This window comes from Maribacter taeanensis, assembly GCF_047345145.1.
Lineage (GTDB): Bacteria > Bacteroidota > Bacteroidia > Flavobacteriales > Flavobacteriaceae > Maribacter_C.
The window spans coordinates 330154-346125 of the sequence record NZ_JBLFER010000004.1 but is presented as its reverse complement, the minus strand read 5'-3'; the positions used below and the strand labels follow the sequence as shown (position 1 = coordinate 346125).

The 15972-nt window shown below is 35.4% G+C and carries 16 protein-coding genes; 8 read left to right on the top strand and 8 right to left on the bottom strand.

All coding sequences use genetic code 11. From position 1 onward, the window contains the following. Positions 1–22: 22 nt before the first annotated feature. From ACKWCD_RS14820 to ACKWCD_RS14805, 4 genes are all read right to left on the bottom strand, one after another. Entirely contained in the window at positions 23–427 is a 405-nt protein-coding gene (locus ACKWCD_RS14820) for a response regulator (protein ID WP_413984733.1), read from the bottom strand. Continuing rightward, positions 414–2264 carry a PAS domain S-box protein gene (locus tag ACKWCD_RS14815; RefSeq protein ID WP_413984732.1) on the bottom strand — a complete coding sequence of 617 codons (1851 nt, stop codon included), beginning with the start codon at positions 2262–2264 and terminating at the stop codon, positions 414–416. The genes ACKWCD_RS14820 and ACKWCD_RS14815 overlap by 14 nt, the downstream gene beginning before the upstream one ends. A gap of 171 nt (positions 2265–2435) precedes the next feature. Continuing rightward, positions 2436–2891 (bottom strand): pantetheine-phosphate adenylyltransferase, encoded by a 456-nt coding sequence (coaD, locus tag ACKWCD_RS14810; RefSeq protein WP_413984731.1) that lies wholly within the window; start codon positions 2889–2891, stop codon positions 2436–2438. Between the two features lie 25 nt (positions 2892–2916). Next, entirely contained in the window at positions 2917–3900 is a 984-nt protein-coding gene (locus ACKWCD_RS14805; protein ID WP_413984730.1) for a D-alanine--D-alanine ligase, read from the bottom strand. A gap of 159 nt (positions 3901–4059) precedes the next feature. On the opposite strand from ACKWCD_RS14805, the gene ACKWCD_RS14800 reads away from it, so the two are divergent. The 5 genes from ACKWCD_RS14800 (at position 4060) to ACKWCD_RS14780 (ending at position 7619) form a co-directional block, all read left to right on the top strand. Next, positions 4060–4647: a PASTA domain-containing protein gene (locus ACKWCD_RS14800; protein WP_413984729.1), complete on the top strand. Its 588-nt coding sequence runs from the start codon at positions 4060–4062 to the stop codon at positions 4645–4647. A gap of 1 nt (position 4648) precedes the next feature. After that, entirely contained in the window at positions 4649–5674 is a 1026-nt protein-coding gene (locus ACKWCD_RS14795; RefSeq protein WP_413984728.1) for an RluA family pseudouridine synthase, read from the top strand. A gap of 41 nt (positions 5675–5715) precedes the next feature. After that, a complete protein-coding gene (locus ACKWCD_RS14790; protein ID WP_413984727.1) occupies positions 5716–6342 on the top strand; it encodes a peptidoglycan DD-metalloendopeptidase family protein in 627 nt (208 codons plus the stop codon). 95 nt (positions 6343–6437) lie between these two features. Next, positions 6438–7199, top strand: a complete 762-nt coding sequence (yaaA, locus tag ACKWCD_RS14785; RefSeq protein WP_413984726.1) for a peroxide stress protein YaaA — start codon at positions 6438–6440, stop codon at positions 7197–7199. Between the two features lie 57 nt (positions 7200–7256). Next, a complete protein-coding gene (locus ACKWCD_RS14780; protein WP_413984725.1) occupies positions 7257–7619 on the top strand; it encodes a hypothetical protein in 363 nt (120 codons plus the stop codon). 1 nt (position 7620) lies between these two features. Here ACKWCD_RS14780 and ACKWCD_RS14775 read toward each other — a convergent pair whose 3' ends face one another. Continuing rightward, positions 7621–7749 (bottom strand): 30S ribosomal protein THX, encoded by a 129-nt coding sequence (locus ACKWCD_RS14775; protein ID WP_413984724.1) that lies wholly within the window; start codon positions 7747–7749, stop codon positions 7621–7623. A 180-nt stretch (positions 7750–7929) separates the two neighbouring features. Here ACKWCD_RS14775 and ACKWCD_RS14770 point away from each other — a divergent pair, with 180 nt between their 5' ends. Next, on the top strand, positions 7930–8628 hold the full coding sequence (locus ACKWCD_RS14770; RefSeq protein WP_413984723.1) for a uracil-DNA glycosylase family protein: 699 nt from the start codon (positions 7930–7932) through the stop codon (positions 8626–8628). Between the two features lie 348 nt (positions 8629–8976). Next, positions 8977–11523, top strand: a complete 2547-nt coding sequence (locus ACKWCD_RS14765) for a phosphoenolpyruvate carboxylase (protein ID WP_413984722.1) — start codon at positions 8977–8979, stop codon at positions 11521–11523. Here ACKWCD_RS14765 and ACKWCD_RS14760 read toward each other — a convergent pair. Beyond that, on the bottom strand, positions 11520–12494 hold the full coding sequence (locus tag ACKWCD_RS14760) for a carboxypeptidase-like regulatory domain-containing protein (RefSeq protein WP_413984721.1): 975 nt from the start codon (positions 12492–12494) through the stop codon (positions 11520–11522). The genes ACKWCD_RS14765 and ACKWCD_RS14760 overlap by 4 nt on opposite strands. Positions 12495–12556: 62 nt before the next feature. Further along, the gene (locus ACKWCD_RS14755; protein WP_413984720.1) at positions 12557–13000 is read right to left on the bottom strand and encodes a hypothetical protein; all 444 of its coding nucleotides are present in this window, start codon (positions 12998–13000) and stop codon (positions 12557–12559) included. 178 nt (positions 13001–13178) lie between these two features. Here ACKWCD_RS14755 and ACKWCD_RS14750 point away from each other — a divergent pair, with 178 nt between their 5' ends. After that, positions 13179–14387, top strand: coding sequence for an outer membrane beta-barrel protein (locus ACKWCD_RS14750; protein ID WP_413984719.1), 1209 nt, complete (start codon positions 13179–13181; stop codon positions 14385–14387). 4 nt (positions 14388–14391) lie between these two features. Here ACKWCD_RS14750 and ACKWCD_RS14745 read toward each other — a convergent pair whose 3' ends face one another. Continuing rightward, positions 14392–15885, bottom strand: a complete 1494-nt coding sequence (locus tag ACKWCD_RS14745; RefSeq protein WP_413984718.1) for a M20/M25/M40 family metallo-hydrolase — start codon at positions 15883–15885, stop codon at positions 14392–14394. Between the last annotated feature and the right edge of the window lie 87 nt (positions 15886–15972).

Below are 15972 nucleotides of genomic sequence, written 5' to 3'. Positions count from 1 at the left end.
GAAAATATAGCGACTGAGAATCTTAAGCAACCTTCGTTATTTCAGCAATTTCTTGTTTTCTGATAGGTTTGTGATTGTAAGTCACGGTATGATGCGTTTTGCCTTTGTACAACTTCCAGTTTTGTTCGTCTGTGCTATCAATTGATGATGTTATAATATTGATGCGCACTTTGTTTGTAATAGGAAGGGCAATGAATTCCTCTAGAAATTGCCACCCATCCATAATAGGCATGTTGATATCTAGGAAAATCACTTCGGGAATTTGTTGGCCATCAAATATCATGTCTTTAATGCCATCTATGGCAAGTTTTCCATTTTCGAAGGTGTTTATGGTGTCGTAAGAAACCAGTGAATCGAGCATTTTCCGCATTCCAAATACGGTTATTGGGTCGTCATCTATTATACAAATAGAGTTAATCTTTGTCATTGAAATATATTTTAAATGTAGTGCCCTTGCCAACTTTACTGTCAACTGTCACTTTTCCTCGCATAGCCTCTATTTGATTTTTTGTGATATAGAGACCAATGCCCTTTGCGTCTTTATTGTCATGAAATGTTTTGTACATTCCGAATAGCTTTTCGCCGTACTTATCTAGGTCAATTCCAAGTCCGTTGTCTTCAATATGCAAAACCGTGTAGTCACCTTCTACTGAAGTACTCAATCGAATAAATGAATCACGTTCTAGTGACCTGTACTTAATGCTATTGGTCATGAAATTGGTAAGAATACTGTCGATATATGCCGGCACCACTCTAATTTTCACATGATTTTTAATAGTATTAATAATTTCGATTTTGTTCTGCTCTAATTCTGCACTTAAATTCTGTTGAACCTTAGCTATTTTTTTGTTTAATTGAAGGTATTTTTTATGTAAACTTGTATTTGTCGTTATGTGGACTACCTCATTTAAATTATCAAGGGTCTCCAAAAGATTATCAGAAGAATCAAGGAGCATTTTCATTATTCTCTCTTTCTCTACTTCGGACTTTTCGTTGGCTAAAAAGTCTAGCAACATCGAGAAATTGGCACTATGCGAACGTAAGTTGTGAGAAACGATATGCGCAAAATTGATCAGTTTTTCATTCTGTGATGAGGTTACATCTATTAATTTTCTTAGTTCGAGTTCCGTTTTTTTGATATCGGTAATGTTCATGCGAATACTGACCAAACCATAAGCATGTTCATCAGTGTCGATAAGGGGAATTTTGGAAATCAAATAGGTGCTGGACTCGCCGTTGTCCTCCTTATGAGTAACCTCTTTTCTTAAAATTGGTTTAAGATCTCGCATTACTGACAAATCGTCCTTCCTAGTAATTTCTGCCCTAGTCTTTTCGAAGAAGCTAAAATCATCTTTTCCAATAATTTCAGCTGTAGAAGCTACTTTGCAGAAATCCATTTCTGATTTGTTAACAAGTATTCTTCGAGATTCAAGATCTTTAATGCTTACGCTTAAGGGTAAGTTATCAATTAGCGTTCGTAAAAGACGTTGATTCTCTTTTGTCCTGACTTCTGTTAAATGACGTTCATTTATATTTTGAATAGTACCTACCATACCTGAGAACTTGCCTTTTTTGTATAGAGGTTTTCCAGATACTATTACCCATATCTCATTTCCTTTTGCGGTGATTAATTGTAATTTTTCACTAAAGGGAACTTCCTTTGTTATCGCTCTATTAACGGTCATTGAAATGGTATTTCGACTATGACCAAGCTTGTAAAAATTCGAAGTTTCTATAAAATTGGGGATATAATCTTCAGGTACTTCGTGAATTGCCTTTGTGCGACCATCCCAAAACATTTTATCTTCTGCCAGATTATAATCCCAAAAGCCTATTTCAGCCATATCGGAAATATCTTCAGATATGATTTCCAGTTTTTCGAGCTTGGTTTCAGTTGAAACTCGACGGGTAATGTCTTCCGCTTGTAAAATTGTTCCAAGTATGTTTTCGTTTTCGCTATACCACGGTGTGCTTTGTAGCTCAAACCATTTTTTATTTTCATTTTTGGTTTGGTGGCTTTCAGTTAAGGTTAAGTTAGGTAACCCCTTTAGACAAGCCGAAATACTCTTCTGCCATTCAAGATTTGAATGCTTAAAAAGAGAAATAATGTTTGCGCCAATTACCTTTGAATTGTTAAGTTCGAAGTCATTTAACCATTTATCTGATACATAAACTACTGTTTTTCGTTTGTCAACGAAAACTGTTGCTTTAGGCAGCTGTTTTATTAGATAATTGTTGGTGGATTTCTGACTTCCTTTCAACATATTGTTGTATTTTCTTACAATAATAAGTTGAATTGAGAATGAAAATTAATTTATGTTGTGAATCGCACGAATGTAGTGGTGTTATTCCATTTTTATATGGAAAACGTACTTTAATTCGGAGGTTTTCCTTGAATAAATTCCTACAAAACAATGGATAGGTTAATTCAAGTGCTATTTCACTATGACTGTTGTTGGAACTAAACCTGTATAATCACCGCCGTTACGAATAACGTCTCGAACGATCGAAGAACTTATAAATGATTTTCCAGATGCGGTAAGAAGAAATACGGTTTCAATTTCAGTTAAAGATCGATTTGTATGGGCTATAGCTTTTTCGAACTCAAAATCCCCAGGATTTCTCAAACCACGTAGAATAAAATCGGCATCAACTTTTTTACAAAAATCTACGGTCAACCCTTCATAGGTCTGGACTTTGATTTTCGACTCATTAACAAATGCAGCTTCAATAAACCCCATTCTTTCCTCCAAAGAAAACATATATTTTTTATCCGCATTAACCCCTATCGCTATTATCAATTCATCAAAAAGTGTAATGCCTCTCTTAATAATATCATGATGACCTAAAGTCAAAGGGTCGAAAGAACCTGGAAAAATTGCACGTCTCATTCTATATTACTTATGGTTTCTAAAGTTAGCCTTTTTTAGCTAAAGCTTCATCAATTGCACTTTCAAACAGTTGTGAAAGTGATATGCCTGCCACACCCGCCTGTTGGGGTAAAATACTTTGTTCGGTAAGACCAGGAGTAGTGTTCATCTCCAGCATGTAAGGGGTATCACTAACAAAAATGAATTCACTTCTTGAATACCCTGTCATTTTCAAAATGTCATAGGCCCGCCGCGCCATTTCAGAAACTTTTCTTTCTTGTTCTTCTGATATTCTGGCCGGTGTAATCTCTTTCGACTTGCCTTCGTATTTGGCCTCATAATCGAAGAAATCATTTTCAGTAATGATCTCTGTAATCGGAAGCACTTTGGTTTCTCCTTGATACTTTATAACACCTACGGAAACTTCAGTGCCATCTAAGAAGGCTTCGATAATAATTTCATCATCCTCTTTGTAGGCATTTGCTATTGCAGGCTTCAAATCTTTTTTCTCGTAAACTTTTGTGATTCCGAAGCTGCTTCCGGCTTTATTTGCTTTTACAAAGCAGGGTAATCCTACTTTTTTAGCAATGGCATCTTCATCAATAAGGTCTCCAAAATTTAAGTAATAAGACTCCGCGCAAGGTATTCCGTAAGGCTTTAATACACTTAAAAGATCACGCTTGTTAAACGTTAGCGCAGATTGATAATAGTCGCAAGATGTTTGCGGAATATCTAATAATTCAAAATATGCTTGCATTAACCCGTCTTCGCCAGGAGAGCCGTGTATGGCATTAAAAACACAATCGAATTGAATGTATTTTGCATCAATTTTTACTGAAAAATCATTACGATTTATAGGGTGCTCCATATTATGATCATCTACATAAACCCACTTGTCTTTTAAAATATGTATGCGATATGCCTCATATTTGTCTGTATCCAAATACTGGTATACAACATTTCCACTTTTCAACGAAATTTCATATTCGCTGGAATAACCACCCATTATAATGGCGATCTTTTTTTTCATATTCAGTTATATTTCTTGATCGAGTATTAAGAATACTATCTTTCAAAGTAAAGAAAAAGACATGGTATTCATTTAGTTCGTCAATATTTTTTTCAAGAAAGAAAAGGTTTTGTATAGATATAACTTCATTTCCTATCTTTGCGAAGATAAATCGATTTCATGCGAAATTTTCTTAGTTTTTTAAAAAGTAAAACCTTTTTTATACAAATAGGACTTGCAGTTCTAGCAGTTGTAGTTCTGGTTTTCTTACTATTGCGATGGCTTAATAGTACCACGAATCACGGAGAATTTGTTGAAGTACCTGATTTTTCAAAAATGTCAGTTATGGAGATGCGTGAAGCAGTTGAAGAAGCGGATTTGAGGTATGAGGTATTAGACTCGGCAAATTTTAACCCCGATTACCCGCGCTTTTCTATTATTGAACAAGATCCTCCTGCAGGTAATAGGGTAAAGGAGAATCGCAAGATATATTTTACAGTGAATCCTTCAGGGTATAAGAAAGTCACCATTCCCAATGTGATTCAAGTAACCCAACGAAATGCTGCTTCAATGTTACGTGCGGTGGGTCTTGACGTACAGCGTGTCACCTATATTGATCAAATTGGTAAAGACATGGTCTATTACATTAAGTACAAGAGCAAACAGGTAAAACCAGGTGATAAGCTACCAAAGACTTCAAAGGTAGAATTGGTTTGTGGAAATGGTAGAGTAGGAGCGCGTGCCCAAAGCAATGCTGATTCGGAATAAGATGGGTCCAGAAAATAGTCCTGAATTTCAAGAAGACGAACTTTTTGAACACCATAGAATTTTAGCACCCAAAGGTCAAAAACCACTCCGTGTAGATAAATTTTTGATGAATTTCATTGAAAATGCGACTCGAAATAAAATACAGCAAGCCGCAAAAGATGGTCATGTTTTGGTGAATGATGCTGTGGTTAAGCAGAATTACAAAGTAAAGGCTGAGGATGAGGTAAAGGTGATGTTTGAACATCCTCCGCATGAGTTTTTATTGGTACCAGAAGACATTCCAATTGATATTGTTTACGAAGATGATTCTCTTTTGGTGGTTAATAAACCAGCAGGTATGGTAGTCCACCCTGGTCATGGTAATTATTCCGGAACTTTAATAAATGCCTTATTACACCATATAGAAAACTTACCAGTAAATAGTAATGAAAGGCCTGGTTTGGTACATCGTATCGACAAAGATACTTCTGGGCTTCTGCTGGTAGCTAAGACTGAGGCTGCCATGACGCATTTGTCAAAACAATTTTTTGACAAGACCTCAGAAAGAGAGTACGTGGCATTGGTTTGGGGAAATGTTGAAGATAATGAAGGAACGATTGAAGGGAATATTGCACGGCATCCGAAAAATAGATTGCAAATGCATGTTTTTCCTGAGGGAGACCAAGGAAAAGAGGCCGTTACCCATTATAAGGTAATCGAGCGTTTAGGTTATGTTACCCTTGTTTCCTGTAAATTAGAAACAGGGCGAACACACCAAATTCGCGTGCACATGAAATATATAGGTCACACTTTGTTTAATGACGAACGATATGGTGGAGAAAGAATACTGAAAGGAACCACATTTACAAAGTACAAGCAGTTTGTCGAAAATGCTTTTAAAGTTTTACCACGCCAGGCGCTTCATGCCAAAACTTTAGGATTCGTTCATCCTGTTACTAAAAAAATAATGCGATTTGATTCTGAAATACCAGATGATATTTCAAGTTGTATAGAAAAGTGGCGTCATTATTCAAAGCATAGTCAATAATGAATTGTAAGCCCAAATTCCTCCTCAAAATAATACCTGTTGTGATCTTATTTATCTCAGTTGCGATTGTAGGCAGCTGTGGATTATCTGCAAAAGAAAAGCAGCTGTCTCCGAAAAAAGAAGAAAAAATCATAGCGAAAGTGATTGAAATTGATTCGTCAAAAATTGCCTACGGATTTGATTTTCCAGTGGGGAAGCCTGACGGGAAAGGGTATTACGACTACCAGGGTTTTGCGAAAAATAATCATTTGGGAGAAGATTGGAACGGACGTGGAGGTGGAAATAGTGATTTAGGAGATACCATTTATGCCATAGGTAATGGACAGACAACATACGCTGAGGATTTTGGTGGAGGTTGGGGAAATACCGTCCGTATTACCCATGAACTACCAGAGGGGAAATTTTATGAGTCGGTATATGCTCATTGTGACACCTTATTGACAAAAAAGGATGCATGGGTGCTGAAAGGCGAACCTATCGGCACGATTGGTACCGCCCATGGGCAATACTATGCGCATTTACATCTTGAAATACGTGAGGAGATAGGTATGCCAATCGGTAATGGATATTCGGCGGATACAACTGGCTATGTGAATCCGACGGCCTTTATCAAATCACATCGAGAATTACGTAATGCAATCGATACTACTGCGACAAAAATTGAGTAATATCAATTTTAGCAATAGAGCTATTGAAAAGTCCATTTTGCCAGAATAGGCAATCCCAAAAATTGGTATTATTTTTATCATAAAACTAATAGCATATGAAGATTGTTATTTCACCTGCAAAATCCTTGAACTTCGAAAGTAAACTTCCAACAGAAAAATATAGTAAGCCTGATTTTTTAGAACAAGCAGAAAAATTGAATAAGGTTTTGGTAAAGAAAAAACCAAAAGCCCTTGCTCAATTAATGCACATATCTGATAATTTGGCACAGTTAAATTGGCAGAGAAACCAAGAATTTTCTACTCCGTTTACTACTGAAAATGCAAGGCCTGCAGTATTTGCCTTTAATGGAGATGTTTATCAGGGTTTAGATGCATATACTATTTCTGAAAAAAAATTAGAGAAACTACAAGATACACTCCGTATCTTGTCTGGTCTTTACGGTATCTTAAAGCCCTTAGACTTAATGCAACCATATCGCTTGGAGATGGGCACGCAACTAAAAGTAGGTCGTAAAAAGAACCTATATGAATTCTGGAAAAAAGACCTTACAGATTATTTGAATTCTGAATTAGAAGACGGAGAGCTTTTTGTTAATTTGGCCAGCAACGAGTACTTCGGAGCGGTAGACGAAAAAGCTTTAAAAGTTCCTGTAATTACTCCTGTTTTCAAAGACTGGAAGAATGATAAACTAAAGGTAATCAGTTTTTTTGCAAAAAAAGCTCGAGGTTCAATGGTACGTTATATTATCGATTCAAATGCGAAGACTATAGATGATATTAAAGGTTTTGATTTAGATGATTATATGTTTAGTAAAGAGCATACTCTGAAAGAGAATCAACCAGTATTTATTAGATAGAATAATTTCAGAAAGTGTCCGTTTTATAAGTATCGAACTTATCTAAAAGTTGTACTTATGAAGTTTTTAGTATCTATTCTAATTTGTTTTACTGTTGTCTTATTTTCATGTACTGACCGTGATGATAAGCTTGAAGGGGTACAAATACGAGTTCAAAATACATCAATTAGTTCATTCACAGAGGTCGGTATTGATTCATTGTTTTTTTTGGATGTTCAATCCGGTCGAACGGTATTTTACCAAGCCTATAATGGTAATGTTCTTCCGAGTAACGTAATTCTCACTACAGATTCTTTATCCGTAAGTATCGCCGTCGATAACACTTTCGAAATCGATTCTACCACTTTGAACCTTTTTACCTATAAAATCAAGGACCTTCCCGAAGGTGATAGTACAACGATTGAGATTTTAAAGGATTAAATTACTTTTCCTTTTTGGTTGTTTTCTTTTTAAGTGTAGAAGCGACTACCTTTCTATTTTTCCGCCTTCTCACACCATACGATTTGTTTGCGATTTTCACTCTTTTTGATTTAATATCACCTCTTCCCATAATTAGTTTTTTAGTATTTTACTCTTGAAAATAGAAACCTGGCGTATTAAGATATTGATTTTCTGTAAGTCATTGAAATGATTTCAAATTTGTAGAAATGTCACACTAGTTAATTTGCCTTAAGTTTGATTTTTTAAATGGATAGTTATGGCTTTCCAATAATCCAATAATCCAATAATCTTGTTTCTTCACACCCATCCATACGAACCTTTTCTTTTTCCAGAGGCAACAAAGCTTATTGTGGGTACGCTTCCACCTCCTCGATTTACTAAAGGGGAACTTAAAGATGATGATGTTGATTTTTGTTACGGCAGTAGAAACGGACAATTATGGCCGATTCTAGATCGAATTTTCAATCTTGATTTAAAATATGAAACCACAGAATTTGCGGCGAAGCAACGAAAAGACTTTCTTCTAAAGTATAAAATCGGAGTCTGTGATATCGTAGCAAGTGCGGAGCGAGATAAAATTGACGCCTCCGATTTGGGAATGCAGAATATTCAATTACGAAATCTAGTTGGCTATTTACAGAAATATAAAGCTGTGCATACAATTTTATTCACAGGAGGAAACAGCAAAAACGGACCAGAGTATTTTTTCAGAAAACATTTAAAGGAATATCAACTAAAGTTAAAAGTAGTTTCCGATATAGTGCCAAGAATTCACGAATTTGATCTACCGGTAAGTCTTTGTGAAGTCCAAAATACTAGAAAGACTAAGCCAAGAACAATTAAAACAATTTCCCTAACCGCACCTTCAGGAGCAGCTAATAGAGCAGTTGGTAGTATGGATCTTTATAAAAAACTTAAAGATGAGAACCCTGATTTTACGACTTTTGATTTTCGGGTGATGCAATACAGACCTTTCTTTGAGAGGTAATCATATTAGGAGGAGATCCTTGCCTTTACTGAAACGAGTTCATCTCATTCGAAGGAATGAAAAAAAAATTATTCAACTAAAAAGAGCTCGATCAATTAAGACCAAGCTCTTTTATGAGAACACTATATGAAAATGAAAAATTTTATTTCGTTTTTATTACATAGTAAAAGTACTTTCATGTTACTTAATTATATAATAATTGTTGTGAAGCATGTTGGTTTTGTGGTGTAGGTTAGTTTTTTTGTGATTTCGAATCTTTTCAAGCTGGCAATTCCCTAATAATAGCGATATTTGAGGTTCACTTAGTGAATCCTAATTGTTTGGATTTCCCCAATTTCAATTACAAATATGCAGCAGTCAGAACGTTTAGTAGAGTTTAAAAAATCGGTCAACAATAAGTTCAATGTTTACAATAGCTTATTTCTGAATTTACCGTATCGGAATATTGAAAATGTGGGAATGTTAATTCCTTTGATGTTAGACCAGTGTCAGAAGGGATTGCAATCTGGAAAAAACCCGAAAGAAATATTGGAAGCCTTTTTCCAGAACTTCGTAAATATTGAGGACGAAAAAGATCGTATTGATTTTATGTTTCGTATCATTCAATACGTCGAAAGACAGGTAGTACTCTACGATAGCGTAGAAGATGCGGCCTTTCCTAAATTACACGAGCATACAAGTTCTTTGTCTATTAAAGATTATTTTCAATTGGTAGACAAGAATAAAAGTTGGGATAAAATTGCAGACCAACTTTCAAATTTCAGTGCACGTATTGTTCTTACGGCACACCCGACTCAATTTTATACACCTGCCATCCTTGATATTATCGCGAACCTAAGGTCTTTGATACTGGAGGATAAGATTGATGAAATTGATGTCGCCTTACAGCAATTGGGACTAACCTCTTTAATTAATGCCAAAAAGCCGACTCCCTTAGACGAGGCTAAGAACATTATTTACATACTTAGAAACGTATACTACGAAGCGGTAGGAGATTTGTACGCTTATATTAAAAGTAATGTTGGAGCCCATAATTTTGAAAATCATAATATTATGAAGTTGGGCTTCTGGCCTGGGGGTGATCGTGACGGAAATCCATTTGTAACTGCAGATATCACCAACGATGTTGCCGATGAGCTTCGGGTGAACTTAATGAAGTGCTATTATAATGATCTGAAAGTATTGCAACAAAAACTAACTTTCAAAGGCCTACAAGGTTCAATAACGCAACTAAGAAATAACTTGTATACAGCTATGTTCAACCCCAAAAAGACAGTTGGGTATGAAGATATAATAGGTCCGTTGTTAGATATTAGAGAAGGATTGATATCAAAATATCACGGATTGTATCTAAAAGATTTAGATCAACTCATTGACAAGGTTAAAATATTCAAAACACATTTTGCAACTTTAGATATTCGACAAGATCATAGTCAGCATTATTTGACTGTTGAAACTATTCTAAAGAAAAACGGAGTGATATCAGAAAGTCTAGATGAGCTTTCGCAAGACGAGTTACAAGACCTACTATTACATAAGAATTTCAAAGTCTCAGCTGATGATTTCGATGAAGGCATTGTAAAAGATACTCTGAACAATATTTCTCAATTAAAAAGTATTCAACAAAAGAATGGGGAGGAAGGTTGTAATAGATATATCATTAGTAATTCGGAAGATATATTTTCTATTCTCTTTGTTTATGGATTATTCCGTTGGTGTGGATGGAATTCTGAGGAAATAACTTTTGATATCATTCCTCTTTTTGAAACCATGATTGGTATGGACGGAGCGGAAGCAACCATGCAGCACCTCTTTAGTTTATCGGAGTATAAAAGTCATTTGAAACGAAGAAAGGATACTCAAACTATTATGCTCGGCTTCTCTGACGGCACAAAAGATGGCGGCTATTTAAAAGCGAATTGGTCTATCTTAAAGACTAAGGAAACCCTATCCTCTGTTTGTGGAAAGAATGATATCAAAGCCATTTTCTTTGATGGTCGTGGAGGTCCACCAGCACGTGGAGGTGGTAAAACACATCGTTTTTACGCTGCCCAAACAAAAGATGTGGCCAATAACGAAATTCAATTGACCATTCAAGGGCAAACCATTACCAGTACTTATGGAACCAAAGAACAATTCAAATACAACTGTGAGCAATTACTAACTGCTGGTTTGTCAAATAATATTTTTGGAAAGGAAAATGTAATTTCGTCGGAGCAGCGAAAATTAATCGAGGAACTTTCCGAATTGAGTTTTGAGAAATATGATGCCTTGAAACATCACGAGAATTTCATGTCATATTTGGAAAATCGAAGTACGCTTAAGTACTACACCAAAGCAAATATTGGTAGCCGACCTGGAAAGCGTGGAAATAAAGCTAAACTTGAATTGAGTGATCTTCGTGCCATATCATTTGTAGGCTCATGGAGTCAATTGAAACAGAATGTTCCAGGTTATTTTGGTATCGGTTCTGCTTTAAAAACCATGAAAGATCAAGGTCGAATAGATGAGGTGAAAACACTTTTCAAAGAAGTACCTTTCTTTAAGGCTTTGATGTTGAACAGTATGATGTCACTTTCAAAATGTTATTTCGAATTGACAAGCTATATGAAAGAGGATACTGAATACGGAGATTTTTGGATGATTCTTCAAGCGGAATATCTGTTGTCAAAAGAAATGCTTCTAGAAATTTCTGATATGGATATTCTTATGGAGAAGGAAGCTGTTTCAAGAGAGTCTATTAAGATTCGAGAGAACATTGTATTACCTTTATTGGTAATTCAACAGTATGCCTTGCAGAAAATAGGAAGTAGTTCTAAACATAAAGAACTTTACGAAAAAATCGTAACACGCTCACTTTACGGAAATATTAATGCAAGTCGTAATTCAGCTTAATTTTCATAAACCTTAAACTCAGCACCCATTCCATAATTGCGATGACCCGTTTGAATGAGTTTTGATTTTTCGTTGTATGACTTATCAAAAATCTGCCATTTTTTATTATTTAAAAAGATGCGGCGAACGTAAGTTTTTTGACTTACTAGTTGGTTTGTAAAAGGGAGTAGCGGTCTAAACGAAGTTGATATTTTTTGCACCCCTCGAGCTGTTTTAATTTCACGATATTGCTTGGTTTGAGCTAATTTACCTTTTGAATTGGCATAACCTAAAACTTGGAGTGAAATAAAAATTCCGTTTTCAGGAATATAGATTGTTTTTGAAGAAAGATCTAACTCAAAAACCTTGTCTTCTTTTTCGTTGATAGAGAAAACTACATTTTCATAACCCGTCGGATCTCCTGGAAGTCCTTTCTGATTTTCATAAAAATTTATACGAAATATAGTCGCAAACTTTCCTTTCCCTTTTGATTTGTATTTCGATTCTGCGTTAATGGGCAGCAATATTTTTGAAATTTGAGATGGTTTACCTTCATAACGCTTAAATAAGATGGCAACCTCGCTTTCCACTGTAGGGAGCCAAGAGGTAAAAATATCTGTATGTGAAATAGGTTTGCGTTTGCGCAGCTTGAACTTTCCATTTTTTGGAGCTGAAACTACTACTTCGCTCAATTGAGAAACCTCAGGTTTTAGTAAAATGGTTTCTGGTAAAGAGGTGGTTAAGACTGCTTTTTCGGCGTATCCCATAGCCGAGATAAAAAGCGTGTCTACGTCGCTGTACTTTTCTTTAGAAAAAGAGAATTTTCCTTCTTCATCGGCAAAATTACCCAAACCATTACCAAAGGAAACAGTAGCGTAGGGGATGGGTTCTTGATTCAAAGAGTCAGCTATAGAAATAGTTTGTGCAATGGTCAAATTGACAAACAATAACATTAGAAATTGCAATGAATATTTTATGAAAATCTGTTTCATACTTATGAAACGAAAAGAAAGCGGGTTAAGTACCTATTCTGTATTTTGTAAATAGAAAATTGCTAGCTGATTGCTTTAAGCAATTTTTTACCACCATTCCAGCTGCAGGTACCATCGCTGGTACGAAATTCATGACCCTTGTAACGAATTACATAGGTGTCTACTGTTGAACAACCTCCCATTTGTAGCTGATGCAATTGTAACTCGAAGGTTCTAAATGCTTCTATATCAGCTGTACTAAGAGTTTTTGAAAAGTCTGGAAAACTTGCGGTTAAGATCTCTCTTTCTTTTGAAATTCGGATCGTTTGTCGTGACCCACCAAAACAACCAACAGAAGTAATTTCTATGGAGTAACTTTCACCATTTTCAAGTGATTCTATAATAGTAGCTATGGGTTCCTGTGCATCAAAAAATGCCTTTCTTGAATCTATAGGCACAAATGCCGATGCGAAAGATATAGTAAAAAGTGATAGAAGAATTATGGTAAAGTAGTTTTTTGCTTTCATATGTTCAATTAAGAATCAATAATTATGCCGTTTTCAGAAGCATTTCTGGTATTAAAGACTTGAAAAAACAAATGGTGTTACAAATGAATAATATCTTTGAAAGGGAAAACAACGATTAAAGACAATAATATAATACTAATAAACTGGTAATTACGTTTTTTCAAAAATGATAGCCCTTATGAGTTTTAAAAATAGTCTTCTTTTTCTTGTTTTCTTATTTACTAGCTGGGCTTACGGTCAGTTGACATATGACCCTGGGTATTTTATAAGTAACGATGGTCGACGTACAGAATGTCTTATCAAGAATATTGAATGGAAAAATAGCCCCACAGGGTTTAAATATAAGATAACGGAAAATTCCGAAATCATTTCTACTAAAATAAGTGATTACCCTGAGTTCGGTTTAAATGATGGTGCTGTATTTAAAAGGTTTAAAGTTGACATTGATAGGTCTCCTAGCTTTAAGGTTCAGAGTATAGGAGATATGAGCCAGCAGCGAAGCCCTATTTTTAAGAATGAAGAGCTTTATTTGAAACTCTTATTTGATGGTGAGGTTGATCTTTATTTTTATGAGGATAACAACTTGACAAGATATTTCTATTCCAAGGGTAACGACGTTCCCAAGCAATTGATATATAAAGGTTTTAAGACCGATAATGGTGTTTCTGAAAATAATGAGTTCAGACAACAACTACTAAATGAATTGAAATGCGATGAAATATCGACTAAAGATGTTTCTGAACTTGGATACAAAAGAAAAGAACTAATCAATTTTTTTAAAAAATATAGTGCTTGTGTTGGCTCAGACTTCTCTGTGTTGGATAAAGTTAAAAAGAAAGATTTTTTCAATTTACATATTAGACCGGGTATTGATTTTTCGAATTTAACGTTTGTGGATAACTCCCTATTTAACCCTGTTGAAGCGAATTTTCCCTACATGACAAGTTTTAGGCTCGGTTTACAGGGAGAATTCCTTCTTAATTTCAACAAAAATAAGTGGAGTGTGCTACTTGAATCTGCATATCAAAGTTATAAGAATGAAGAAACCCTAACCGGTGAATTCTCAGGAGTTGAAAGATTGTATAGTATAAAATACTCTTCTATTGATTTTGCAGTGGGTATTAGGCACTATATGTACTTAAATGAAAACTCTAGATTCTTCATTAACGCAAATATGGTGGTGGGTTTTAACCTAAATTCTGAAGCTGTGATTAGGGATAGAACTGATCTCGAACTAAGTAATTCTTCAAACTTGGCTTTTGGTATCGGGTATGGATATAAAAACTTCACATTGGAAGCCAGACTAAGAAGGCCTCGTGGTATTTTCAAGAATGAGGAATCAAATTTCAGTGGGTATTCTATTATTTTGGGATACTCTCTTTTTTGAAAATTCACATTTTCGTACTCAACAATCCGTAGAAAACCTCGATGCCATAGGCGATCTGACCAATTTTTAAATTCTCATTTGGGCTATGCTGATTGTTATCAGGATTCACCATAGGAACAATGAAAGCTGGAATCTTTAACTCGTTGATAAAAGGTGAGATAGGTACGGTGCCTCCCATAATCCTTATTTGTACTACATCTTCTTCAAAGTTATTCTTTATGATATTCAATAAAAATTCACCATATGGATTGCTCAGATCAGTTCGAAAAGCGTCGGTAACACCTCTTTCGGTAATCGTCATGATTTTATCATGCGCCATCCGTTGTTCTTTGGTAGGAATGGTATCAATAATGTAAAAACCTTGCTTCTCGATATGCTTTTTTACCAAATCTTTTAATCGTTTTCCATCACTTTCAGGAACTAAACGCAAATCAAGTTCGGCAGTTGCTGATTCTGGAATTATAGTCCGTGCTTTATATCCTATCCACCCAGAACCTAAACCACGAATATTCAATGAAGGGTATTGCAAAGCTTCTTGATAAAAGCTGCCCACTTTTTCTGGAGTCTTAATTGCTAAATTCGAATTAATAGCTGATGCGTTATCAGGTACACTTTTGATAACGTTCATGGCAGTTTCATCAATTGTAATACCGTCGTAGTAACCATCAATTGTAACCCTTCCTTCGGTATCTTTCATACTTGCAAGAACTTGCGCTAGCTGAAATCCGGGGTTGGGGGCGTAGTTGCCATAGTGACCACTATGTTGTGGTTTTATAGGACCATGAGTGGTCAATGAAAGTGTTGTAATTCCTCTACATCCGTAAACCATAGTAGGTTTACCCGAAACATGAACAGGACCGTCATTGATAACAAGAAAATCAGCTGCTAAAAGTTCACGATATTCTTTTACCGCTTTGGGCAATGGTTTGCTACCTTTTTCCTCTTCGCTGTCTAAAATAATTTTAATGTTAAAAGGAATTTCTTGACCATTTTCTTTTAACAAATCGATGGCACTTAAAAACATTACTATGGGTCCCTTATCATCTGAAGTAGAACGCCCAAACAAGCGCCATTCGTAATCTATATCTTCATTTAAATCTTCAAAGACTTGGTTTTTCCAACCATCACCATCTGGAGACTTTAAGACAACTTCATACGGATTAGGCTGATCCCATTTTGAAGGATCCACAGATTGTCCATCGAAGTGCATATAAAACAGAATAGTAGGCTTATTGTCTTCCATAGGAAGTGAGGCAAAGAATAATGATTCACCTTCAGTAGGAAGTATTGAAGAGTTAAATCCTCTGGCGTTAAAGTTTTTTTCAAGCCAAGTCAAATTTCTATTTATATCTGAATGTTCTAGCGCGTCATTAGGAATTTTCACAAAACTGCGGAGCTCATTTATAGCCTGTCTTACTTGTGACTTCAATTGCGCTGGTTCTTGACCTTTAAGACTTAAAACAAGAAGAAAAGAAAAGATAAAAAGTGCTTTTTTCATTCGATTTTCTATATAAAATTCAAGAACTAAAAGTAAGTCAATAGCTATTACCTTGAAAGTTTTTTGAAAATAACTTCTCTTAAAGTT

Coding starts and splice junctions, on each gene's coding strand:
- ACKWCD_RS14755 (WP_413984720.1), bottom strand. CDS start 13,000: ATGAAAGCAAAAAACTACTTTACCATAATTCTTCTATCACTTTTTACT.
- coaD (WP_413984731.1), bottom strand. CDS start 2,891: ATGAGACGTGCAATTTTTCCAGGTTCTTTCGACCCTTTGACTTTAGGT.
- ACKWCD_RS14795 (WP_413984728.1), top strand. CDS start 4,649: ATGGGTCCAGAAAATAGTCCTGAATTTCAAGAAGACGAACTTTTTGAA.
- ACKWCD_RS14745 (WP_413984718.1), bottom strand. CDS start 15,885: ATGAAAAAAGCACTTTTTATCTTTTCTTTTCTTCTTGTTTTAAGTCTT.
- ACKWCD_RS14765 (WP_413984722.1), top strand. CDS start 8,977: ATGCAGCAGTCAGAACGTTTAGTAGAGTTTAAAAAATCGGTCAACAAT.
- ACKWCD_RS14760 (WP_413984721.1), bottom strand. CDS start 12,494: ATGAAACAGATTTTCATAAAATATTCATTGCAATTTCTAATGTTATTG.
- ACKWCD_RS14775 (WP_413984724.1), bottom strand. CDS start 7,749: ATGGGAAGAGGTGATATTAAATCAAAAAGAGTGAAAATCGCAAACAAA.
- ACKWCD_RS14750 (WP_413984719.1), top strand. CDS start 13,179: ATGAGTTTTAAAAATAGTCTTCTTTTTCTTGTTTTCTTATTTACTAGC.
- ACKWCD_RS14820 (WP_413984733.1), bottom strand. CDS start 427: ATGACAAAGATTAACTCTATTTGTATAATAGATGACGACCCAATAACC.
- ACKWCD_RS14780 (WP_413984725.1), top strand. CDS start 7,257: ATGAAGTTTTTAGTATCTATTCTAATTTGTTTTACTGTTGTCTTATTT.
- ACKWCD_RS14805 (WP_413984730.1), bottom strand. CDS start 3,900: ATGAAAAAAAAGATCGCCATTATAATGGGTGGTTATTCCAGCGAATAT.
- yaaA (WP_413984726.1), top strand. CDS start 6,438: ATGAAGATTGTTATTTCACCTGCAAAATCCTTGAACTTCGAAAGTAAA.
- ACKWCD_RS14815 (WP_413984732.1), bottom strand. CDS start 2,264: ATGTTGAAAGGAAGTCAGAAATCCACCAACAATTATCTAATAAAACAG.
- ACKWCD_RS14800 (WP_413984729.1), top strand. CDS start 4,060: ATGCGAAATTTTCTTAGTTTTTTAAAAAGTAAAACCTTTTTTATACAA.